This is a genomic window from Lysinibacillus sphaericus (genome assembly GCF_002982115.1).
GTDB lineage: Bacteria > Bacillota > Bacilli > Bacillales_A > Planococcaceae > Lysinibacillus > Lysinibacillus sphaericus.
Genome location: NZ_CP019980.1, coordinates 1,948,213 through 1,972,458 on the forward strand (window position 1 = coordinate 1,948,213; position 24,246 = coordinate 1,972,458).

Here is a 24,246-nt window from a genome sequence, read left to right on the forward strand (position 1 = left end):
GAATTTGAATGATTTCAAATTCGGATTTCTCTATTTTTTATGTTGTCTCCATATAGTTCTATGCAAATGGCTGTGAATTTTCTTAAATTCGCCATTAATGCGAGACCCATCTCGTTATCAACCTTCGATTTTCTTCGTACAGAAAATCGAGTGAAACGCAAATTAGCTTTCAAGAATCCAAAAACGGGTTCCACGTCAGGCAATATCATTCTTTTGTAACTTCACTTCTAAATCTAAAAGGAAAACTAATTGATTGATTTATCAGAAGTGGTTCTTATTTTTATGTAAAAATGATCTAAGCCGTTTAAATTTTACTCGTCGTAAAATTTAAACGGCTTATTAGTTTTCAGAGGAGGGTTTTGTCCCAGCCTCTTTCTTACGATTAGTCAACCATATTTAAAGATTAATTTATATTTTTATGAGTGTGAAGTGGTGAGGGACATCTCTCATCACTTCACACTCATTTTTGGATACGCCAAAAAGACTTGGCGATTTTTATTTTTTTGAAAGGTCATTATGTTATAGTTTTATATGGGTGATTACGATTTCTAAGCTGGTAGTGCGGACTCATAATCGTAAAGAATGCCACGCGTCAGTAACTGAAATGTCACTTTCAGAAACTTATTGATGCAGGCGACAATCGCAATCTTATGAGGCTTCCTCTGAGGTTGCTTTTTTAATTTATAATAATAGTCCACAAAATGATTCGGTTTTCCTTGTGCCCTAAGCATGGCACACACCATGAAATATAAAATTTTCCGTAAATACTTGTTTCCTCGTTTATTCATACGATCTCTATATTGCGTATTGCCCTATCGTATTATATCTATTCCTGCATAAGCGTTCAGTTTTTTATAGGTTATAGTGCAGATAAAAGGGATAACTTTGATTGTGCTTATACCTTAACTAGTTTAATGCTATTAACATTATCCTTTTGATGGTATAAAATAGGCATAGAAAGATGAAATGGGTGGTTTTTTTGGTTTCTTCTAAAGATGTAGCAAAGTATGCCGGTGTTTCACAGACAACGGTTTCACGAGTGTTAAATACTCCAGAACTCGTGAAACCGAAAACATTAAAAAAGGTGATGGAGGCCATTGAACAATTAAATTATGTCCCAAACGATATTGCAAGATCACTTGTACAACAAAAGACAGGAATAATTACTTTAATTTCTGGACCGTTGCATAATCCATTTTTTGTCGATACAACAACCGAAATTGTAAATTATGCAAATGCTAGAGGCTATAAGGTAAACGTGTATTTTGGAACGGAAGATAATCTAGAGACTATTTATAATTCCGTGTTAGAAACAAAAGTGGATGCAATTATTTTATCATCTATAAGGTATACGGATCCATTATTTTATAAGCTTGAAAAACTGGAGATACCTTTTATTATGTTTAATCGTAAGCATCAAGAAAATAGACATTTTGTAGAAATAGATAATATAGAAGCAGGTTTCTTAGCGACTAATCATCTAGTGACTTTAGGACATACGGACCTTTGTTGGATAGGGGGGCCACATGAAATGAGTACTTTTTTTGGAAGATATGAGGGTTTTAAAAAGGCGTTGGTTGAGGCGAGCATAGATATAAATACAGTACCGACATTTTTTACAAATACGAGCAAAGGTGATATAAAAGGAGTGTTTGAAGAACTATTGTTGCTATCTCCAAGACCGACAGCAATTTGCGCTGCAACAGATGCTATTGCCATTGAAATACTCAACCAATGTTTAGAACAAGGATTCAATATCCCTAACGATTTTAATGTAATTGGAATTGATAATGTAGAACTGAGTAAACATCGTTCTATTTCCTTGACGACAGTTGGCATCAAATCGGAAAAAAATTTAGGGTTTTTAGCGATTGAGAAATTATTTGATGTAATGGAGAAAAAAAGTGCTTGCATCCAGCAAACTGAATCTGTTAAACTTTTCCCAAGAAACACAACAGGTAAAAAAATGAACTGATGAGTGTCAGTTTATTTTTTTATACTAGAATGGTTACGTATTCATTTCTTTATTTTCAGAAATGAATACGTAACCATTAAAAGGGAGTGAGGACTTGAAGAAACATTTAATGTTGAATGGCGAGTGGCGTATGACGGATGAATATTTAGATGTTTATGCCCCGTATTCAAAAGAATTAATTGGTCAGTTTGCGATAGCAACTGAGATCGATGTGCAACAAGCAATTGAGTGCGCACATGCAGCTACCTCAAAGATGGCAATGTTAACAGCAATTCAGAGAGCTCAAATTTTGGAACAATTATCGAATTTATTTGCTGAGCATCGAGAAGAAGCAGCTACTATTATTTCGTTAGAATCCGCTAAGCCACTAAAGTATGCAGTTGCAGAAATAGACCGAACAATTGAAACATATAAGTTTGCCGCTGAAGAAGCGAAGCGCCTTGCAGGTGAATTGATTCCGATGGATGCTTCAAAAGGTGGAGAAGGACGCTTTGCTTATACGTTGAGGGAACCGATTGGCGTTATAGCGGCAATTACGCCATTTAATTTCCCTCAAAATCTTGTCGCACATAAAGTCGGCCCAGCATTAGCGGCAGGAAACACAATTGTCTTAAAACCGGCAACACAAACGGCACTATCTGCACATTTTTTAGCAAAATTACTTGCGCAAACAGACTTACCTGCAGGTGCTTTTAATTTAGTTACGGGCTCTGGAAAACTCATCGGGGATACATTTTTAGCACATCCTCAAGTGAAAATGATTACATTTACAGGCAGTCCAGCAGTCGGTATTTCTCTTCGTAATCGAGCCGGATTGAAAAAGGTAACGTTAGAACTTGGCTCTAATGCGGGAGTAATTGTCGATGAAGGTGTTCCATTAGAAAACATAATGGATCGTATAGTAATGGGAGCGTTTTCAAATCAAGGTCAAGTTTGTATTTCCTTGCAACGTATTTATGTTCTGGACAATGTTCTTGATTCATTTTTAAAACAGTTTACAGAGAAAATTACCCAACTAAAGATAGGGGATCCGCTTGATCCAACAACAGATTTAACAACAATGATTTCAGAAACTGAACAACAACGTGCATATGCTTGGATTCAAGAGGCAGTCAATGAAGGTGCACAAATTATTACTGGAGGTCGGATTGAAAACAATATTTTATTACCTACTGTCCTTTATAATGTACCATCTCACAGCCGCGTTTCCTGTGAAGAGATTTTCGCGCCTGTCGTTATCATTAACACTGTGTCCACAATAGATGAAGCAATCGAAGCAATAAATGATTCGAATTATGGTCTACAAGCTGGCATCTTTACTTCATCTATAGAAACAGCATTTAAGGCATCGAAAAAATTACATGTAGGTGGTGTCATTATAAATGATGTGCCTACATACCGAGTTGATCATATGCCATATGGAGGAGTAAAAGACAGTGGAACAGGTAAGGAAGGTATTAAATATGCAATCGAAGAAATGACTGAAATGAAACTCGTTATTTGGAATAACAACTAATCATGAAATGGGGATGTTTGTAAAATGAAGATGATAAACAAGCACGCTAAACTATTTGTTATGGATAATGGAACGATGCGCATGGATAAAAACTATATGATTGCAATGCATAATCCTGCAACGATTGACCACCCGAATCAACCAAATGAATTTGTTGAATTTCCGGTTTATACAGTTTTAATTGATCATCCAGAAGGGAAAATTTTATTTGATACAGCATGTAATCCAAACTCAATGGGACCCGAAGGAAGGTGGGGTGAATTTACACAAAAAGCATTCCCTATTAATATGCCAGAAGAATGCTATTTACATCATCGATTAGAAGAATTAAATGTTCGCCCTGAGGATATTAAATATGTAGTTGCTTCACATCTTCATTTAGATCATGCAGGTTGTTTAGAACTTTTTACAAATGCAACGATCATTGTGCAGGAAGATGAATTTAATGGAACGTTACAAACATACGCGAGAAATGTTAAGGATGGTGCGTATGTTTGGGGTGATATTGATATGTGGATTAAAAACAACTTACAGTGGCGCCTAATCAAACGTGGTGAAGATAATGTGAAACTGGCAGAAGGTATCAATATATTGAATTTTGGTAGTGGGCATGCTTGGGGTATGCTAGGTTTGCATATTAATATGCCAGAAACAGGGGGAATCATTTTAGCGTCAGACGCTATTTACACAGCTGAAAGCTTTGGACCACCGGTTAAGCCTCCTGGTATCATCTATGATTCAGTAGGTTATAACTCAACAGTTGAACGAATTCGAAGATTAGCAAACGAAACAAATTCGCAAGTATGGTTCGGCCATGACCCCGTGCAATTTAAATCATTTAGAAAATCAACAGAAGGCTATTATGAATAGATGGGAGTAGAACGAACATGAGTAAACTTACCTTTACTCCTACAAACTATATAGGTTGGGGGAGTCTACAGCATTTACTTGTAGAAGTGCAAAAATTTGAAGCAAAGAATATATTAATCGTAACGGACCCGTTGTTAAAAGAGTTAGGTATAGTGGACCATATTAATAAACCTTTACAAGAAAATGGTTATCGTACGACCCTTTATACTGATATTGCTCCAGAGCCACCTCTTGCAATTGGGGAACAACTGGTAGACTATACAAGAAAGCATCAATTTGATTTAGTTATTGGATTAGGTGGTGGAAGTGCGTTAGATTTAGCAAAGCTAGCTGCCGTATTAGCTACTCATGACGGCAAAGTCGCTGACTATTTAAATTTAACAGGTACAAAAATACTTGAAAATAAAGGGCTTCCCAAAATTCTAATTCCGACAACTTCAGGTACAGGGTCGGAAGTCACAAATATTTCGGTTTTATCGTTAAAAACGACAAAGGATGTCGTGACACATGATTATTTACTAGCTGATGTAGCCATTGTAGATCCGGAATTAACAATTTCTTTGCCAGCAAAGGTAACGGCTGCTACGGGTGTTGACGCGTTAACCCACGCAATTGAAGCATATGTTTCAATTAATGCAAATGAAGTGACAGATGGTCTTGCACTTCAAGCGATTAAATTAATTAGTAGTTCAATTCGTACAGCCGTACATGACGGCAAGAATAAGCAAGCGCGCTCAGATATGAGTTATGGAAGTTATTTAGCAGGCTTAGCATTTTTTAATGCAGGTGTAGCAGGGGTGCATGCTTTGGCTTATCCTCTTGGTGGTCAGTATCATATTGCACATGGAGATTCAAACGCTGTATTATTACCATACGTTATGGGCTATATTCGTCAAAGTTGCGAAAAACGCATGAAGGATATTTTAGATGCAATGGGGCTGTCATCTAGTTATTTATCGCAAGAAGATGCTTCCTTTAAATGTGTAGTTGCATTACAGCAACTAGTAAAGGATGTAAATATTCCTTCAACTTTGAAAGGGTTTGCCATACCGGAATTAGCACTTGAACAATTAACGGATGATGCTACGAAACAGACTAGAATTTTAGCAAGAAGCCCGATGCCCTTAAATCGAGAAGATATTTTGGCTATTTATCGTGCAGCATTTGATGGGGAAATTCGCGAACCGAAACGACAAACATTGTAGATAATAAATGAAAAGGGCCGTATCAATTGATACAGCCCTTCATTATTTATTAAGCTTCAGCACCAGGTGTAAATGTCCGTGTAGCTAACTCCGCATCAAGCATAAAGATAGCATTTGAATCATTTTCAATGCGTTCAATTTTACGAATTAATGTATCGAACGTTGATTCTTCTTCTACTTGCTCATCGATAAACCATTTTAAAAATGCCATTGTGGCGTGTTCACGTTCATCTAATGCAATATCAGATAAGTTGTAGATACGACGTGTCACTTCTTTTTCATGTGACAAAGCTGTTTTAAAGGCATGCAAAATAGAGTTGAAATGATTTTCTGGACTGTCAAAACCCTGGATTGTTGCACGATAGCCCATATCACTTAAAAAATTATAAAATTTCATTGCATGGAAACGTTCTTCTTCCGCTTGCACTAAAAAGAAATTGGCAAACCCATCGTAATCTTGATCTGTGCAAAATGCGGCCATTGCCATATAGGCATGCGCTGAGTAAAATTCAAAATTCATTTGTTCGTTAAGTGCTGTGTGTAGTTTTTCTGATAACATAGTAGTTCCTCCCTTTGCAGTAAATACCTTCTACTTCTCATAGTATATAGCGAAAGAGGGTCATCATACAGAAAAAGATTTTTTTCGTCATAAATACTGCAAAATTAAATTGATATTCGTTCTCAATTAGAAGATTTAGCTTTTTAAAAATTGAAGAATCGCCACGAAATGAACGCAAATTACCACGAAACCAGAACGAATCGCCACGAAGCTAGTATAAGATGCCGACCGTATTTGGCAAAAAAAATTCGCCCAGACGTTGAGTCTAGGCGAATGATCTATTATGCTTCTTTCTTTTGGTTTTTGATACCTACTAAGTAGCCAATTAGCGCAATCGCAAGTAACACAATCCAGAATGTCGCTTTCCACATTGTTGAATGTGGGAATTCGTGAGGAATAAAGCCTAATTTTTCATGTGCTAACGTTAAAACTGCTAACTTTACGCCAACCCAACCAACGATTAAGAATGCGGCTGTTTCAAGTGACGGGAATTTTTCTAGTACACGTACGAACCAGCGTGCCGCAAATCGCATCATGACAACCCCGATAAGACCACCAAGGAACATAACACCGAATTGTCCTGCATTAATACCACCGACATCGAAATTACCTAAATGCGGCAATGTAACAGCGATTGCCACTGCAGCTAAAATGGAATCTACCGCAAAGGCGATGTCCGCAAGCTCTACTTTAATAACCGTCATCCAGAAACCAGATTGTTTTTTAGGTTCTTTAATTTCATCTGATTCTCCGGCGGCTTTCCGCGAATCGTAAATATGTTTAATTGACATAAATAACAAGTAGGCAGCACCTAATGCCTGAATTTGCCAGAAGTTTACGAGTGTTGTAATTAAGAATAGTGCGGCAAAACGGAAAACGAATGCACCAACTAATCCGTATAATAGTGCCTTTTGTTGTTGTGCTTTTGGTAAATGTTTTACCATAACGGCCATCACGACCGCGTTATCTGCCGCTAATAGTCCTTCTAGTACAATTAATACGACAAGTACCCAAGCGTATTCTAATAAAATCGCTTCCAAATTTGTTTCCTCCTTTGTTGTGGACAGAAATGAATAATTTGCTCTTTCCTATTGTTTATTTTAGGCAAAAGAAAAAGACCCATGCCTAAAAAATAGGCAAAGGTCTTGCTAAGCAATTATTTGGAAGCTCCAAATAATAATTTGTACCAATAATTTCTAGTACAGAACTCATCTATGTATGACATTAGATGAGTTTGCTATCACACCCGATGGCTGCTACCATGTAATGACGAATGTGAAATCAGATGTATCGCTCACATCTGCTAGCTACTCCCCTTTGACAAAAATGTCAAAAGCTATTCAATTCTTCTTACTAAGGATTATAGCACGTTGTTCGCAAAAAGCAAATAAAAATGTAGTGCTATACTAAATTTTTTCCTAATTTTTCTCATGAGTGGTACTATATGATGATAAGTGAAATTTTTTAACACCTTAGAGGGGAGACCTATATGTATAAAAAGTTTTTTTCATACTACAAACCACATAAACGATTATTTGCTATCGATTTTTCCAGTGCCATTGTCGTAGCAATACTAGAGCTAGCCTTTCCTTTAGCTGTACAATGGTTTATTGACAAGCTTCTTCCTACAGGAGATTGGGGCATGATTGTTAAAGTGAGTATTATGCTATTACTAGTATATGCTCTTAGTACAGTATTAAACTTTATCGTCAATTATCTAGGGCATAAACTTGGTATCAATATCGAAACCGATATGCGACAGGAGCTGTTTAATCATGTGCAGCGTCAATCATTCCGTTTTTTTGATAATACAAAAACCGGCCATATTATGAGTCGAATTACGAATGATTTATTTGATATAGGAGAGTTTGCTCACCATGGACCAGAGGATTTATTCATTGCCATCATGACATTTTTGGGCGCTTTCGTCATTATGTTTAATATCAATCCAACACTTGCGCTAATAGCAGCCATTATGGTGCCATTTTTAATGTGGCTTGTTACGGTTAGTAACATCAAGATGAATAATGCATGGAAAACGTTGTACGGAAAAATTGCAGATGTCAACAGTCGCGTAGAGGATAGTGTATCTGGTGTACGTGTTGTGAAATCATTTACAAATGAAGCATTTGAAATGGAGCGTTTTAAGGAACAAAATAGCTATTTCCGTTCTGCAAAATTATACGCGTATAAAATTATGGCAGGGGCGCATTCAAGCATCTATATGATGACTCGTTTGTTAACGTTAGTAGTCCTTGTTGTGGGCGCATGGTTAAGCTTTAATGGGAAATTATCGTATGGGGGACTTGTCAGCTTCGTTTTGTATACGAATGTTCTGATTAAACCTATTGATAAAATTAGTGCGTTGCTAGAGCTTTATCCAAAAGGTATGGCGGGTTTTAAACGTTTTCGTGAGTTGCTAGAGCAGGAGCCTGAGGTTCAGGATCGAGACGGTGCACAACCAGTAACACATTTATATGGGGACATTTCATTTAAAAATGTTGATTTTAATTATGATGCGTCTAAAGCTGTTTTAAAAGATATTTCATTTGATGTACAGGCAGGACAAACCATTGCCTTCGTTGGACCATCGGGTGCCGGGAAAACGACCATATGTTCTTTAATTCCGAGATTTTATGATGTCCATCAGGGAGCTATAACGATTGATGGTTTGGATGTGCGAGATATGACTCAAGCCTCTCTTCGTGCACAAATCGGGATTGTCCAACAGGATGTCTTTTTATTTACAGGAACAATTCGAGAAAACATTGCATATGGACGTTTAGGAGCAAGTGATGAAGAGGTTCAGGAAGCTGCTAAAAGAGCCCATCTCGAGTCCTTTATTGCTGAATTGCCAGATGGTTATGACACACAAATTGGTGAGCGTGGCTTAAAGTTATCAGGCGGGCAAAAGCAACGTATTGCTATTGCTCGTATGTTCTTAAAAAATCCACCGATTTTAATTTTAGATGAAGCAACCTCTGCATTAGATACCGAAACGGAAATGATTATCCAACAGTCGTTAGCAGAGCTTGCTGAAAATCGAACAACGCTTATTATTGCGCACCGCCTTGCGACCATCCGCAACGCAGACCGTGTGCTTGTTGTTACACAAAACGGGATTGAAGAGGACGGCACGTATGAGGAATTAGTTGCACAAGATGGTACTTTTGCGAAACTTCATCATATTCAATTTCGCAAAGGCGATAGTGAAAGAGCCATTCAACCAATTGAATGCTAAGTAGAATATAAGATTCTAAAGTAAAAGGGCATCGAATGCGAAATGATTCGATGCCTTTGTTTGATTTGACAACTATTTTCTAATTGTTTCAGTATAAGATCCTCTGCCAGGATTTATTTTGTAAACATTTACTTTAATATTGCGTATAGAATCTTCAGTTAACTCTATTTTTCCGTTTTTTTCTAATTTTTTCCACGTTTTAACGTTTTTTCGATAAAGTTGTTCAGATAAACGGTAAATATCTGTGTCCAACGCTATAGCTTCCTTAAACGTTTCTCTTACCTCTTTTTCCACTTGTTTTTCGATCTCTTTCTGAATTTCTTTAGTAGTGATTTTTTTGGTAATACCAAGAACGCTGGTTGCCTCCAATTTGATTTCAATATCAAATTGTACATTTTCGTTTTTTACGATAGGTGTAATATGAACTTTTATATGTTCCAAAGCAACGGTTACATAGGAATTTTCACCTTCACCAATTTGCCCTGTGATTTCACTGCGCATTGTTTCATTGGTCATCCATTTGACACCGTTAGCTTTATTTTGTGTGAGAGTCCCTTTATAGCCTTCATTCGATAATAGGGCAACACCTTTTATTTCAATTGATTCAGTCTGTCCTTTCGACGTTTCCCATTCTTTATCAATTGAGACGAGAGGTAAGTACACTTCATGACTAGGCTCATTTAGACCGATAGCCAATTTTCGAACATTAATCGGTGTAACAAAAGATTCTTGCCTAAATGAATTTAATGGATCACCGAGTTTCGATAATGTAAGTGCTTTATTATTAATTGGTGTCACGACTAGTAATTTATCGAGTGGCTCTTTTGTGCCATATACCCAAATTTGGTATCTCATTTCGCGATAACGAGTTAAAAAGTCAAGTACTTGGTTGACTTTGTTGCTTTTCATGACTTCTTCTGACAGTATAATGTAGGTAATATGACCCCAAAATGCTTTTTGATCAATGGAATGATATAAATCAAAAAAAGAATCTTCTATTGTTTTACCTTTGGCTTGTCCAATTTCAGCTTGTTGGGCTTGCGGATTATTAGGCTGTTCTGATTTGGCTATATTGGCAAAGTCAATAATTTGCATATAGGTTTCATAATGACCATCTTTAAAATCGATACCAAGTGCATGAATATAGTACATCCTTTGTGGTTCAGTGACATCCCAACAACCTGACAGCAGTGTCGTCAGTACTACCAATATACAGAGTATTTTTTTATTCATTTTTATCCTCACTCGTACGTGTTTGATCTTGTGGAGCAATATAGTTTGGGCGTTTGGCGTAACCTTTAGGGGATAAACGGAAAAGTGTTTTCTTAATGGTTTGCCAGTCTAAATCACCGCCAACTTGCATATAAGAATAACCGAATATTCTTATATTACATAAGTAAAGAAGGGTTAAGTATAGGGATATAAAGAAGCCAAATAACCCAAAGAAGCCGCTTAACAAAATAAAACCAACACGGAAAATACTAATGGTCGTAACGAGAGATTGATTTACAAGTGTAAAGGAAGCGATGGTAGAGACAGCAATAATAACGATCATTTCTGGGCTTGTCACACCGGCACGTATGGCTGCATCACCAATAATTAAACCACCAACAACACTTATCGTTCCGCCAATAACAGATGGTAAACGTAGACCTGCTTCTCGAAAGAGCTCGAACATCAGTAGCATTAATAGCATTTCCAATGAAGAGGGAAGAGGTAAACCTGTTCGACCTTGCACAACTGTTGCTAAAAACAGTAAAGGTAATTGATTTTGATGATAAGTCGTTAAGGCAAGCCAAAAAGCAGGTAAGAGCAAACCGATAAAAATACCTGATATACGTAGTAAACGTTCCAGAGAACTAAAAACAATCGGATATTCATTATCCTCGCCTGATTTTAATAGTAAAAATAAATTAACCGGTGTGATAACCGCATACGCTACACCATCTACAAAAATAAGAAAACGTCCGCGAATCAATGCTTGAATCGCGAAATCTGGACGTCCTGTATAATCCGTTTTCGGGAAAAATCGCGTATTTTTGTTGACACGTTCCATAAGCAAATCACCGCTAAAGACAATATCTGTATCAACGGATTGTAGCTGTACTTTTATACTATTTAAAATGTCCATGTTGGCGATGTCACCAAAATAAAGTATGGCAACCGTTGTTTTTGAACGTTTTCCCAATTCCATTTTTTCAACACATAAGGAATTCGTCGGCAGTCGTTTTCTTAATAACGCAATATTGACGGAAATATCTTCAATAAAGTTATCTCGAGGCCCTTTAACAAGTACTTCCATCCGTGTTTCTTCCGGATTACGATTTGGCTTTTTGGCAATATTACTTGCGTAAAGTAGTTCATCGGATTCAAAATAAAGAAGTAAGTGGCCAGTATATACGAGTGAAATGGCATCTGATTCTTCTGTTACTTGTTTTAAGTTAGGGATGTGTAACTTTGTATCGACGTTATCTTGCAGTGATGTGTCTGTTAAATGATCAAAAAGAGATTGAACGCGCCTTACAATCACGTCATGGAGTAGTTGCTGATCAATCATTGCCTCACAAATGACGAATTGTACTCGATGCTGCTTAAATACATACTCTTGAAAATAAACGTCAGCAGATTTTTCAAATAACTGTTTTAAGCGGTTTAAATCTAAGGACTTTTCTGTTGAAGGCATCAGGTGTCACCACTTTCCGTGTCTTGGTAATCGGCTTTAGACTTGTTTGCTTTTTTTCCTGACATGAAAGCTACAATCATTAAAAAAATGGATAGTAAGAAAAAGAATATAAACGTAGCTGTTAATATATAATTTCCTTTGAGTTCTAGAAATATGTGCTCATTTAATAATATTAGTGGCAGGCATATGAAAAAGAACGGAAGTGCTACCATTTTCCATATGCGTTGGTGGTCTCCCACCATGCCTAGTAAGTCCGTTACAACGTATAAAATAAATCCAACACGAATAAATGTTCCTGTAAGCCATTGATAAATAGAAAGAAAGTCTAAATGTTCTACATAACGTCCTATAGTTACTAATCCCCACTCTTCGTAAGCAGGATAACGTTGTTTAGCAGCTTCAGCGGGCCCAAATTCTGTAATGGCACCAATAAGAGGTCCCAATGTTAACCCTGCTAGAATCACTAGCATGATGGCAAAGTGATGCCAACGAAGACGATCTTTAATTTGATGTTGGATGAGTAAAAATATTATTAATTCTGAAAAGCCGGAAGCGGGGTAGATGAGCCCCGATAAAATTGGTTGGAAACCATGCTCTAAAAAAGGACGTAGTAACTCATGGTCCTTCACTTGTAAATTGGTAAACGCGACAAAAAAGCCAAATACGACGACCGCTAATAAAACGAACACATTGACAATAACAATTGTTTGTAAACTAGTTGTGACAAGCAAAATACAAAGCGTGACATAAATCGCAAGTAAAATTAACTTTGGTGTTTTAGGTAAAAAGGTTGTATTGATCCACTGTAACGTTTCAATCATTGTAAAAGCTGCAATCACAATAAGAAAAATCACAATTGTATAGATGACGATATTCGAGCCGACTTTTCCAATTTTTTGTTTTAACCAATCTTTTAAAGGTTCTTGTTTTGATTTTCTATGAATATACACTAAAAGAAAGAGCCAAGGAAACATGATTAGTAAAGTGAAAATAACGGATAACCAGCTATCTCTTTTTGCAACCTCTAATAATGGAGGCATAATTGTTACGTGATTTTTTAAGCCAATAACGGTCATTGCTAGGAAGACAACATGTAAAATACTAATCGATCCGACACTTTTCATATAAAAACCCTCTAACCTGTTTTGATACATATTAGCATTGACAAAAAGTTGAAGGATTATAAGTTATAAAAAGGCACTATCTCATGAAACTTGAGATAGTGCCAGCTATTTAGTGAATATATTGATTGCTTACCAGACTGTTTTGCAGTACGTCTGTTGGAATTTCAAATTCTACTACGCCCATATAACCAGGTGCTACTTCATATTTATCGAATGAAATGACAAGCTTTCCTTTATCCGAAATATAGAATTGTTGTTCAGCGTCAATAGCGTTAAAATCATCCATTAAATCCTCATCAGGCAAGCCTGCACCTTTGACCCAATAGACTTTTTCTTCGTTCGATGCAGCAATTTGTGCACGCATTTGTTCTTTAATATTGTCACTAATGACACGAATATAGCTGTCATCTTTAAATAACATTGGTAGCGTGATTAAAATTTCATTTTGTTTATCAATCGTATCATAATGCATAACTGTTGAAGAGGAACCAACTGTATTGACGATATAACGTCCTATCGATAAAATTTGATCGTTATCAGTTTTAATGTCATAGCCGCTATCTACACCATAGTGACCACCGCCATTCGCCTTTATATCTCCAACATCTGCAATAAATTCATCGTAAAGCGCTTTTCCTTCTGCACGATACTTTTCATTTAATGTATTGGCAAGCTTTTGATTTTCTAAATTTTCAATAGAAGGAACTTTAATATTCGCTTCATATGTGTCATCTGCCACTTCGTATTCAGTCCAAGTAAGTACTTTTACAACACTTCCGACAACAGGTATTTCCGAAAGCGTACGTGCCATTGCAGGGCTAACGTTTAAGCTAGCGGTAAACAGCATAGCTGCTGCTGCTGTTCCTAGTAACCAGTGTGGCGTTCGATTTTTTTTCTTCTTTTTACTTTGCTTTAATGCATTTTCCACAACAAAGTCAAGCTCTTTTGGAATTGGTACTTCTTCATATTGTTTTTTTAAATCTTTTAATTTTTTATCCATGTGCGGTTTCTCCCTTCCCATCTTGGAGTTGTATTTTTAACAGTTTTAATGCTTTATATAGGCGTGATTTTGCTGTGCTCAGCTTGATGTCTAATATACTGGCAACATCAGCTAGCTTTAAATCCTCAAAGTAATGCAAAATCACTACTTCACGGTACATCTGGGGTAATTCTTCTAACGCATGCTCTAGGTCGATGTCTTCGTAAATATCTTCTTGAGCAGGTGTTAAATATTGTAGTGTGTCGTCGTCTGTTACTTGTAAGCGATTGTGTTTGCGCAAAAAATCTATTGCTGTTCTTACAACGATTTTGTAAAACCAGCTTTTCATATAATCCACATGCTCTAATCGATCGAGAGAAAGCATCGCTTTTTGAATGCTGTCTTGTACTATATCGAGTGCATCCTGCTCATTTTTCGTATAGCTATAGGCTAGCAAATAAAATCGTTCTTTCTGTTCGCGAATTAACTGGACAAACACCTCTTCATGTTGAAATGCATTTCTTGTTTTCATGTCCAAAGAAGCTCCTTTTTAACATTTTCAAATTGTATACAACTACTAGACGTGTGAAAGTGGAGAAAAAGTTGATAGAAAGAAAAAAAACTTACCTCCTGTGAGAGGTAAGAAGGATTTTATGAAAAATAGTCGTATGTATTTTTCAGTAGTAATAAAATTGTGACGACAATAAATAGCTTACGTACATAACTGCTCCCACGTTTAATAGCAAATTTTGAACCAACGATCGCACCTGCAATTTGCGCAAGCCCCATAGCGAAGCCGTAAGTATAATGGATCTGCCCTAAGTAGATAAACATTAAAAGTGCTGCAATGTTACTGCCAAAATTCAAAAATTTAGCATTGCCCGCTGATTTTAAAAAGTCAAAGCCTACTATTAGAAAAGCAAATAGTAAGAATGAGCCTGTACCTGGTCCTAAAAAACCATCATAGAAACCAATTAAAGTAATAATAAGGATGAAAGCAGCATATCGTTTAGGTGTTAGCTTATTATATGTAGAAATGCCCCCCCAGTCTTTTTTTAATATTGTATAAACGGCTACAACGGCTAGCATAATTAACATTAACGGTTTTAAAACACTTGGATCGATTAAATGGACAATCCATGCCCCGACCATGGAGCCAATAAAAACAAATGGAAATAGCTTGTAGACAGATCGGATGTCTAATTTTCCAGAGCGGTAAAACGTAATGGTACTTGTTAGAGAGCCCATTGTACCAGCAAGTTTATTGGTTGCGACAGCGGCAGAGGGTGGTAATCCTACGAATAAGAGGGCAGGCAATGAAATAAGCCCGCCTCCACCAACTACTGAGTCAATGAATGCGGCCAAAAAGCCAAAAATAATAAGAATCAATAAAATATTCAAATCTAAATCAAAAGGCACCAACGTCATCTCTTTTCTATAATAATAATCTGATATTAGCGGAACAAAGAGTGACTGTAAATAGTTTGAAATAAATTTGAGTACCGCATTTAGTATGGTTCAATTGTGAGGGAAATATAAAAAATCTACAAAATACAAAAATTTTCTACTTTATGCAACTATTTTAATGTATTATGAAGAAAATGATGTTTTTGCGTAAAGGGGACGTGATGACATTTGTCTTTAGGAAATCATTTTCGGGTTTTTGTTTGTGTTGTATTTATGGGAGTGCTTGTAGGTTATGTGTTCAATGCGAAAAAGGATGTTACCGATAATGTGTACATCGATTCAGTAAAAGAGGGCTATTTAGTTGACTTTACCGATGTGAAAGTCCGTGATGCTTTTAATTATGCTTTTACAGAACCCTATTGGCGCTATTATGAGGCGAAAACGGGTCAACATGTTGTTGAACTTTCAGGGGACATTGTGTTTTTAGAGGAAAAGGGACATGCTATTTTGCAATTTGTTGTGAATGAGGAAGCGAACGAATTTAAGCTTTTCGCAATGAAATTTAACGATGAAGTCCTTGATTCCCAACAAAAAGTAACGCTTATTGGCATGGTGTATGAAACATGGGAAATGAAACAACTCGCTTATCAGTAAGTGCTTTTACTTTGTAAAATAGAATTACTATATTACAGTAGTAAAGAGAGCATACAGACAGAGAGGGTGTTTTCATTGAAGTTAAGTATTTTAGATCAAATTCCTGTACCAAAAGGTCATAGTGCTGAACAGGCATTTTTGCGGACAGAACAATTAGCGCTTTTAGGTGAAGAACTAGGCTTCAATCGTATGTGGTTGGCAGAACATCATAATAGCGCATCACTGGCAAGCTCAGCACCTGAAATAACAGCGGCATATTTAGCTGCGAAAACAAAACGTTTACGTATTGGCACTGGTGGCGTTATGATGATGCATTATTCGCCGTACAAGTTGGCAGAAGTTTTTAAAACATTAAGTGCACTTGCACCAAATCGCATTGACTTTGGTGTTGGCCGTGCACCTGGTGGAGACCATGCATCGATTTATGCACTTGCCGAGGGACGCAGACAGCATTTTGATGAACAATATGATAAACTCGATACTATTTTAAAACTGATGAATAACCAAAAGACTGGCGAATCAGTCTATGATCAAGTCGTTGCATCACCTACTATTAGTCAATTACCAGAAGCGTGGTTGCTTGGCTCAAGCGGTCAAAGTGCCATGCAAGCAGGGCAACGTGGTGTAGGTTATTCGTATGCCCAGTTCTTTACTGGCAATATGTCTAAAGATATTTTTGATACGTATAAATCGTACTTTACACCTTCTTATTATATGGAAAAACCGCAAATTATCGTTACTTATGCGACAACGGTTGCCGATACTTTAGAGGAGGCAGAATACTTAGCGAAACCGATTGATATTACGCGGCTTCAATTGATGAAGGGCCAAATTATCCAAGCGATGTCGCCTGAAGAGGCGCAGGACTATCCATTGACCGAGATGGATAAAATGATGATTGAAAATAATCGTAAAGCCAACATTGTTGGCACACCGAAGGATGTTGCGGCATTTTTAGTAGCTGAGCAGGAGCAATATGGCTTTGATGAAGTAATGCTAAACTGCAATCAATATGCGCAGGAAAGTCGCTTAAATTGTTATAAACTGCTGGCAAAAGAATTGATTTCACACTAATGTTTTTAATACAATGTAACGGTAATTGCAGAAAATAGGTTGTAACAAGGAGCTCTTTGCAAAAAAGCGTAACACGACAGTACAGAACAAGAAATCAACGCAATATAAAGAATATTTATAGTAAAATGTCCAATGCATTCAAGCGCATTGGACATTTTTGTGTGTTTAAAGTTTTGCTGAGCCACTCGTAAAGGTAGTGTGCTGATAGTACATATTTTTTACTAAGACGTTCGGACCTAAGCATTTTACAGCGGGACAGTGGCAGTTTAATGATTTGGCTAAATCTGTCGCCATCCATTTATCGAAAATTGCAGGTAGTTTATCGTGAGCAATATTGCCAAGCGCTGATGCATCGCCAAAGTCTGTAACGATTACATCGCCTGTAAAAATATTAACGTTTAGTCGAGAACGACCATCTGGATCATTACGCACTGTCACGTTTTTCGTCTCGCGTAAACGTTTTAATAGTTTTTGATCTTCCTCATCGGTACTACATGGATAAAACGGTAGCGTACCAAATAACATCCAAGTATTTTCATCACGCACATCAAGTAAATGATGAATAGCAGCGCGAGTTTCCGCTAGAGACAGTGAACTTAGTGAGCTGGCAAAGTCTGATGGATACATCGGATGTACTTCGTGACGAGCACAGTGCATTTCGTTGATAATTTGATTGTGAATATGCTCTAGGTAAGGCAATGTTTTTTTGTTGAGCATTGTTTCAGCAGAGACCATAACGCCGTGTTCCGCAAGCATTTTGGAGTTATCAATCATGCGTTGGAACAAAGCCGCACGCTGTTCATAAGTTGGTTTTCGCTCCATCATAGCAAAACCAGTTTCAACGAATTCATCCACCGTACCCCAGTTATGTGAAATATGTAAAACATCTAAATAAGGGGCAATGAGTAAATAACGTTCTGGCTCAATGGTTAAGTTCGAGTTAATTTGTGTACGAACCCCACGTGCGTGTGCGTATTTTAATAGGGGGAGTACATAATTTTGCACGGATTTCTTCGACATCATCGGTTCGCCACCAGTAATGCTAAGCGTTTTTAAGTGTGGAATTTCATCCAGGCGCTTTGTAATCAACTCCATTGGCAAGGCTTGCGGATCTTTATTTTGCAATGTATAGCCGACTGCACAGTGTGCACAACGCATATTGCAAAGAGTTGTTGTTGTAAATTCAATATTTGATAGGGTCATGTGCCCATGTTGTTCGACATCTAAATACGCTTCCCATGGATCAAAGTGGGGTGTAATTGTTTGTAAGGTCGTCATAATTCGTACATCTTCCTTTCTAGCATTCTATTGTCTCATATTCACTACTATTTTCAAATATGAAATTATTGAAAGAGCTTTTTTTCGTGTAAATGATGTATTTTAATCTTTCTGTAGGAAATAATGTTCATATAAGAAAACGCTAAAGAATTCTATGAGGTTATATGTAATACGTTGAACTTATTGGCTAAATATTAACGCGCGGTAAGGAAATGGATTGACAGTATACAAACCATGTTTTAAGTGAAGTACAGGAAGCGGTAAAAAGGCTGTTTGCTTTAAATACACCGATGCAAAGAAAAGACTGAGTGTATAGTTTACTATTTTTCCAAAAAAACGTTATGATAAAGAAAGCAAGGCGGTAAGACCGTAACAAAGAAAGTAGGAAATCGTTTTGAATAAGTATGAGATACTATTATTTGATGTAGATGATACATTATTAGATTTTGATTTGGCTGAAAATGCAGCACTAGACCGTTTGTTTGAACAAGAAAATATTGCTACTACACCAGAGATGATTGCCCGCTATAAAGAAATTAATGAGTCCTTGTGGCGTGCCTTTGAACGAGGCGAAGTAACAAAAAATACATTACATAATACTCGCTTCTCCATCGCGTTAAAGGAATTTGGTATAGAGGTAGACGGAGAATATTTTGAAGCAGGTTTCCAAAAGTACTTGCAGGAAGCGCATCATTATGTTGATGGCGCCTATGAGCTTATTGCACAGCTTGCGGGTAGTTATGATTTATATGTCGTTTCGAATGGTAAGACGAAGACGCAAAATAAACGATTAGCAGATGCAGATTTAGCAAAGTACTTTAAAGGGATTTTTATTTCAGAGCAAACAGGCTATCAGAAACCGATGCCAGCTTTTTTCAATTATGTTTTTGAGCGTATCGAGGGATTAGATAAAGACAAGACCATGATTGTTGGCGATTCGCTAACATCGGATGTTAAAGGTGGTTTGCTAGCAGGAATTGATACGTGTTGGTTTAACATTCGTAATATTAACAATGCAACGGATATTCAACCTCATTATGAAATTAAAAAATTGCACGAGTTGCATTTGTTATTAAATCAAGAATAAAATGAAGGAACTTCGCTCAACTATTTGCAGTTATAATAGTGAGCGAAGTTTTTATTACTTAAAAATGACGATTGGTAGGAGTATGTGCTAAAAATACTATATTTTTACACATTTAAATCTATTATGATAGTAATAGAAAAAAGAGGAGGACCAGTATGAAAGGAATTTTTCAAAAAACAATGTTAATAACACTGTTGGGGGCGTCTATAGCTTGCCCGATGCAAGCATCTGCCTATGACGAACCGACGAATTACGTACATATGAAAACGGAAAATATGACAGTATATTCCGCTTATGGTGCGACCATTTCTGCAACTGAAAAAAATGGAGTTTATAGCATCAAGGCGAATATTGTCAATAATCGTCAACCGCTTGAGGTTGTCATTTTTAAAAATGGTCAAACTGGCGTGCTACAGCAAGTGTTTAAAAAGGGAATTACAGAGCCTGTTGCCTATCGAGATGAAGGGGACCGTGTTGTTGCAACCATTCATAATAATGCAGAGCTGAAATTTGTGCACCCTGAACAAATCTATTTCCGAGATCTAACAAGAGCAACAGGTAGTAGCTATATCCAAACTTTGGCGGAGCGCGGTATTATTCGAGGGCGCACACCTGATTATTTTGGTGTAAACGATGCTTTAACACGTGCACAGTTTAGTGCCTTACTCGTTCGTGCATTTAGCTTCCAGCAGATGCCAACAAAACAGTTTACAGATATAGACCAAAAAAAATCGTGGTACGTTGGTCATGTAGGTGCCTTGCATTCGTTAGGTATTATAAATGGCAAATCGCCAACTATTTTTGATCCGAATGGCAAAATTACACGCCAACAGGCAATTTTAATGCTCGGACGTACATTGGATGCTGTTGATTTTGTGCATGAAGATGAACCGACATTACCTTATGAAGATAGTCGTGCATTCCAAGGAGAGCTACTGCGTCACACGCAAACACTCTATGCGATTGGCGCGCTAGATGATAGTGCAACACTGCGTCCAAACGACTATATAACTCGAAGTCAATTTGCGAAAATGCTAGCAGTAACTTTACAAGTTGCAGGTAGATTATAATTGTCAGAATTGTTTGCGTGCCTGTCACGGCCTTCACACCTTTTCCTCCTTTATTGGAAGAAAAGGTGTTTTTTATTGTATAAGTACTTTACAAAAAGTTAAGAATCAATTAGAATTGCAAATTGTAGTGATAATAGTAATCATTACTATTTGAGAAAGGGGAACAAATTATGAGAAAATTGTCTAGTTTCCTACTTATCTTCGCATTGAGTATATTAGCTGCATGCGGAAATTCAGAGGATAAAAAACAAAGCACAAGTAGCAACCCAAAAAGTGTACTGACCATGTCTTGGGTCAAAGATATAGGTCAAGTTAATCCACATATGTATGCTCCAAATGAACTGTTTGCACAAGCCATGCTATATGATCCATTAGTGAGCTATGGAGAAGATGGAAAAATACAACCGGCGCTCGCAACGTCGTGGGAAATGGCTACAGATGGTAAAAGTTATACTTTTACATTACGTGATGATGTAATGTATTCAGATGGTTCGAAGCTAACTGCAGAAAATGTAAAAAGAAATATTGATACCGTTGTCGAAAATAGTGCTGCACATAGCTGGCTAGAAGTTGTTGCTGTTATTGATAACGTGGAAATAGTGGATGAACGACAAGTTAAAATCAATTTAAAAGAACCTTATTATCCATTTTTGCAAGAATTATCACTGATTCGTCCACTGCGTATGTTAGCAGATAGTGGTTTCCCAGAGAGTGGCACGACAAAGGATGGGATAGCAAAGCCGATTGGTTCAGGCCCGTGGATTTTAACTGACTATCAGCAAGATAGCTTTGCAGAGTTTACACGAAACGAAAATTATTGGGGAGAAAAACCAAAGTTAAAAAAAGTAATCGTCAAAATTATTCCTGATGCACAAGCGCGAATGATGGCGCTAGAAAAAGGGGATATTGATTTAATTTTTGGTAGTGGGCAACTTGCACCTGCGGAATACCAAGCGTTACAAAAAACGGGAAAATATCAAACAATGATTTCCGAGCCATCTTCTACAAGAATTTTATCATTCAATACTACGTATGGAGTGACGCAGGATAAAAATGTAAGACTAGCATTGCAACACGCCTTTGACCGACAAACAATGATTGATTATGTATTGAACGGCTTAGAGCAAGAAGCCTATACATTATTTGCACCAGGTTTTCCATTTAGTGATATCAAACTAGAACATTATACTTACAACATAGAGAAAGCGACACAACTGCTAGAGGATGCAGGCTGGGCGTTAGAAAGCGGTGCTACATTCCGCACAAAAAATGGGCAAACATTAACGTTAGTAATACCGTATAACAGCGGTGACCAAGTGCATAAGACCATTTTCGAATATTTACAAAGTGCATGGCGTGAAATAGGCGTAGAAGTCCAGTTGATTGGAGAAGAAGATCAACTTTTCAAAATGCGTAGTAAAACAGGTCAATACAACTTGATTATGAATGATACATGGGGAGTACCCTATGATCCGCATATGTATATACGCACAATGACAGGTGACAAGCAAATCGGTTATTACGCACAAAAAGGATTGGCCGTTTCAGAGCAACTGACAGCGAATATAGGGAAAGTAATTCGTTCAACAGACGAAGGACAACGGCGAGCATTGTACGAGTCCATTTTTCAAACAATTCATGAGGAAGCCATTTTCATGCCGTTATCGTACCGTACAAATTATTTAGTTGCGAATAATGAGTTAGCTAATTTGTCATTCTCGAAGCAACAGTATGAAGTCCCTCTAAAAAATTTTGAGGTGAAGTAACTAAATGGGGCGATTTTTAGCGAAGCGATTGGGTAGTATGTTACTGGCGTTTTTTGGTATGACCATTATAGCATTTGGGTTAATTCGTGTTATTCCAGTAGATCCAGTGGAAGCCTATTTTACAATGAATCAAATTCCAATATCAGAAGAAGCACTTGCATCCATGCGTGAGGAAGAGGGCTATAATCGTCCCTTACTCGTGCAATATAGTACTTGGTTGGTGGATGCTATGACGTTGGATTTTGGTGAATCATTTGTATCGAAAAAGTCAGTAACAGCAGAAATTTTGCAACGTTTTCATGTCACGCTGACACTTGCAGCAACCGCCTTTATTATGATTGTTACGGTTAGTTTGACGGTTGGTATTTGGTCTGCTACTAAGCGAGGTGGGTTTATCGATTGGCTTAGTCGTTCGTTTATTTTTACACTCGCATCTATGCCGAGCTTCTGGCTTGCTTTTGTTTTTGTCTATATCGTGGCATTAAAATGGGGATTGCTTCCTCTAATGGGGTGGGGTAGTTTTGCACATGTCATTTTGCCTGCTGGAACGCTTGCACTCGGTTTTATTCCTTACTACATTCGGCTCATTCGATCCAGCATGCTGGAAGAAATCAATAAACCACATGTAGTCTTTGCAAGAGCCCGCGGTGTGAAAGAGTCGGTCATTATACGGAGGCATGTTGTGAAAGGGATTTTACCACAGCTCGTTACCTCGCTTGCTATGACATGTGGTGGATTGCTTGGGGGAGCGGCTATTATTGAAATTGTTTTTACAATATCAGGAGTAGGACGATTTGTTGTAGAGTCGATGTTTGCTAGAGATTATTTTGTGCTACAAGGCTTTATCGTAATGATTGGTGGGCTTTACATCGTCTTTAATTTTGTTGCAGATCTATTGTGTGCACTTGTTGATCCAAGGGTAAGGTTAAAAGGAGACGGAGCATAATGAAAAAGAAAATAGCGCTTATTAGTAGTAGTGTGCTTGTGTTATTGCTGATTGCCATGGCAATATTTGCACCGTGGCTTGCCCCAAATGATCCTTATGCGACCAATATGGCATTGAAATTACAAGGTTTTTCTACTGACTATCCATTAGGTACCGATTATTTAGGGCGCTGTGTGTTATCGCGTTTATTATATGGGGCACGAGTATCTCTTTTCATCGCGTTGAGTGTACTTGTCGTAACATTGTTTATTAGCATGTTTGTCGGGCTGCTTGCTGGTTATGTTGGAGGTATTATCGATTTAGTGTTAATGCGCCTTTGCGACATTTTTCTAGCGATTCCTGATTTCGTATTTGCACTTGTAATTGTTGGAGCGCTTGGTGGCGGTATACGTAATATGTTTATCGCCATTGTGCTTGTGTCATGGGTGGGCTTTGCACGGATTATTCGCAACATGGTGCGGTCATTAAAAGAAAGTACGTATGTACAGTATGCACGTACAATAGGAGTTCCAAAATGGAAAATTATGATAAGACATATTATACCTTTTGTATTCCCACAAATTTTTTTATTGAAATTAATTGGTCTTGGCTCAACGATTTTACTTATTTCTGAGTTGTCATTTTTAGGTTTAGGGGTGTCAGCACCGATGGCAGAATGGGGCATGATGATTAGCGATAGTAAAACGTATTTGATGAGTCATCCGATGCTCATGTTTCTACCAGGTATTATGATTTCATTCACCGTTTTGATTTTGAATTGGTTTGGCGATGCACTTCGAGAGGCAATGGATCCAAAAGCAATATAGAAGGGA

At 37.4% G+C, this 24,246-nt stretch carries 21 protein-coding genes and 2 pseudogenes; 12 read left to right on the forward strand and 11 right to left on the reverse strand.

From position 1 onward, the window contains the following. Nucleotides 1–14: 14 nt before the first annotated feature. A pseudogene (locus LS41612_RS09750) lies at nt 15–197 on the reverse strand (IS5/IS1182 family transposase); the annotation flags it as partial. Nucleotides 198–548: 351 nt separating this feature from the next. After that, nucleotides 549–800, reverse strand: a pseudogene (locus LS41612_RS09755) (transposase); the annotation flags it as partial. A gap of 170 nt (nt 801–970) precedes the next feature. On the opposite strand from LS41612_RS09755, the gene LS41612_RS09760 reads away from it, so the two are divergent. The 4 genes from LS41612_RS09760 (at nt 971) to LS41612_RS09775 (ending at nt 5,566) form a co-directional block, all read left to right on the forward strand. Beyond that, nucleotides 971–1,975: a LacI family DNA-binding transcriptional regulator gene (locus tag LS41612_RS09760; protein ID WP_233433846.1), complete on the forward strand. Its 1,005-nt coding sequence runs from the start codon at nt 971–973 to the stop codon at nt 1,973–1,975. 109 nt (nt 1,976–2,084) lie between these two features. Further along, a complete protein-coding gene (locus tag LS41612_RS09765; protein ID WP_370510658.1) occupies nt 2,085–3,491 on the forward strand; it encodes an aldehyde dehydrogenase family protein in 1,407 nt (468 codons plus the stop codon). A gap of 24 nt (nt 3,492–3,515) precedes the next feature. Further along, entirely contained in the window at nt 3,516–4,361 is an 846-nt protein-coding gene (gene ahlS / locus LS41612_RS09770; protein ID WP_024361054.1) for an AhlS family quorum-quenching N-acyl homoserine lactonase, read from the forward strand. A 17-nt stretch (nt 4,362–4,378) separates the two neighbouring features. Then, the gene (locus tag LS41612_RS09775; RefSeq protein WP_024361053.1) at nt 4,379–5,566 is read left to right on the forward strand and encodes an iron-containing alcohol dehydrogenase; all 1,188 of its coding nucleotides are present in this window, start codon (nt 4,379–4,381) and stop codon (nt 5,564–5,566) included. A gap of 49 nt (nt 5,567–5,615) precedes the next feature. Here LS41612_RS09775 and LS41612_RS09780 read toward each other — a convergent pair whose 3' ends face one another. Beyond that, entirely contained in the window at nt 5,616–6,125 is a 510-nt protein-coding gene (locus tag LS41612_RS09780) for a ferritin (protein WP_024361052.1), read from the reverse strand. 281 nt (nt 6,126–6,406) lie between these two features. Further along, nucleotides 6,407–7,165, reverse strand: a complete 759-nt coding sequence (locus tag LS41612_RS09785; protein ID WP_024361051.1) for a MeeY/MeeF family manganese export membrane protein — start codon at nt 7,163–7,165, stop codon at nt 6,407–6,409. A 449-nt stretch (nt 7,166–7,614) separates the two neighbouring features. Between LS41612_RS09785 and LS41612_RS09790 the strand changes: the two genes are divergently transcribed. After that, the gene (locus LS41612_RS09790; RefSeq protein WP_024361050.1) at nt 7,615–9,366 is read left to right on the forward strand and encodes an ABC transporter ATP-binding protein; all 1,752 of its coding nucleotides are present in this window, start codon (nt 7,615–7,617) and stop codon (nt 9,364–9,366) included. A 72-nt stretch (nt 9,367–9,438) separates the two neighbouring features. On the opposite strand, the gene LS41612_RS09795 is transcribed toward LS41612_RS09790, so the two are convergent. The 6 genes from LS41612_RS09795 to LS41612_RS09820 form a co-directional block, all read right to left on the reverse strand. Continuing rightward, the gene (locus tag LS41612_RS09795; RefSeq protein WP_029747078.1) at nt 9,439–10,599 is read right to left on the reverse strand and encodes a Ger(x)C family spore germination protein; all 1,161 of its coding nucleotides are present in this window, start codon (nt 10,597–10,599) and stop codon (nt 9,439–9,441) included. Beyond that, complete coding sequence (locus LS41612_RS09800) at nt 10,592–12,049, reverse strand: spore germination protein (protein WP_024361048.1); 1,458 nt, start codon at nt 12,047–12,049, stop codon at nt 10,592–10,594. Before LS41612_RS09800 ends, LS41612_RS09795 begins: the two co-directional genes overlap by 8 nt. Continuing rightward, a complete protein-coding gene (locus LS41612_RS09805; RefSeq protein ID WP_024361047.1) occupies nt 12,049–13,173 on the reverse strand; it encodes an endospore germination permease in 1,125 nt (374 codons plus the stop codon). The genes LS41612_RS09800 and LS41612_RS09805 overlap by 1 nt, the downstream gene beginning before the upstream one ends. A gap of 109 nt (nt 13,174–13,282) precedes the next feature. Then, on the reverse strand, nt 13,283–14,173 hold the full coding sequence (gene rsiV / locus LS41612_RS09810; RefSeq protein WP_024361046.1) for an anti-sigma-V factor RsiV: 891 nt from the start codon (nt 14,171–14,173) through the stop codon (nt 13,283–13,285). Next, the gene (sigV, locus tag LS41612_RS09815; protein ID WP_024361045.1) at nt 14,166–14,684 is read right to left on the reverse strand and encodes an RNA polymerase sigma factor SigV; all 519 of its coding nucleotides are present in this window, start codon (nt 14,682–14,684) and stop codon (nt 14,166–14,168) included. Before sigV ends, rsiV begins: the two co-directional genes overlap by 8 nt. A gap of 119 nt (nt 14,685–14,803) precedes the next feature. Then, a complete protein-coding gene (locus LS41612_RS09820; protein WP_024361044.1) occupies nt 14,804–15,571 on the reverse strand; it encodes a TSUP family transporter in 768 nt (255 codons plus the stop codon). Nucleotides 15,572–15,832: 261 nt separating this feature from the next. Between LS41612_RS09820 and LS41612_RS09825 the strand changes: the two genes are divergently transcribed. Continuing rightward, on the forward strand, nt 15,833–16,213 hold the full coding sequence (locus tag LS41612_RS09825; RefSeq protein ID WP_172583024.1) for a hypothetical protein: 381 nt from the start codon (nt 15,833–15,835) through the stop codon (nt 16,211–16,213). Nucleotides 16,214–16,288: 75 nt separating this feature from the next. Beyond that, entirely contained in the window at nt 16,289–17,287 is a 999-nt protein-coding gene (locus LS41612_RS09830) for an LLM class flavin-dependent oxidoreductase (RefSeq protein ID WP_024361042.1), read from the forward strand. 165 nt (nt 17,288–17,452) lie between these two features. Here the strand turns inward: LS41612_RS09830 and yfkAB are convergent, their stop codons facing one another. Further along, nucleotides 17,453–18,565, reverse strand: a complete 1,113-nt coding sequence (yfkAB, locus tag LS41612_RS09835) for a radical SAM/CxCxxxxC motif protein YfkAB (protein WP_029747077.1) — start codon at nt 18,563–18,565, stop codon at nt 17,453–17,455. Nucleotides 18,566–18,959: 394 nt separating this feature from the next. Here yfkAB and LS41612_RS09840 point away from each other — a divergent pair, with 394 nt between their 5' ends. The 5 genes from LS41612_RS09840 (at nt 18,960) to LS41612_RS09860 (ending at nt 24,240) form a co-directional block, all read left to right on the forward strand. Continuing rightward, entirely contained in the window at nt 18,960–19,652 is a 693-nt protein-coding gene (locus LS41612_RS09840; protein WP_024361040.1) for a YjjG family noncanonical pyrimidine nucleotidase, read from the forward strand. 155 nt (nt 19,653–19,807) lie between these two features. After that, nucleotides 19,808–20,722: an S-layer homology domain-containing protein gene (locus LS41612_RS09845; protein ID WP_024361039.1), complete on the forward strand. Its 915-nt coding sequence runs from the start codon at nt 19,808–19,810 to the stop codon at nt 20,720–20,722. 170 nt (nt 20,723–20,892) lie between these two features. Then, entirely contained in the window at nt 20,893–22,488 is a 1,596-nt protein-coding gene (gene nikA, locus LS41612_RS09850) for a nickel ABC transporter substrate-binding protein (RefSeq protein ID WP_024361038.1), read from the forward strand. Between the two features lie 4 nt (nt 22,489–22,492). Then, entirely contained in the window at nt 22,493–23,434 is a 942-nt protein-coding gene (locus LS41612_RS09855) for an ABC transporter permease (RefSeq protein WP_024361037.1), read from the forward strand. Next, nucleotides 23,434–24,240 (forward strand): ABC transporter permease, encoded by an 807-nt coding sequence (locus LS41612_RS09860; protein WP_024361036.1) that lies wholly within the window; start codon nt 23,434–23,436, stop codon nt 24,238–24,240. Before LS41612_RS09855 ends, LS41612_RS09860 begins: the two co-directional genes overlap by 1 nt. Nucleotides 24,241–24,246: the final 6 nt, after the last annotated feature.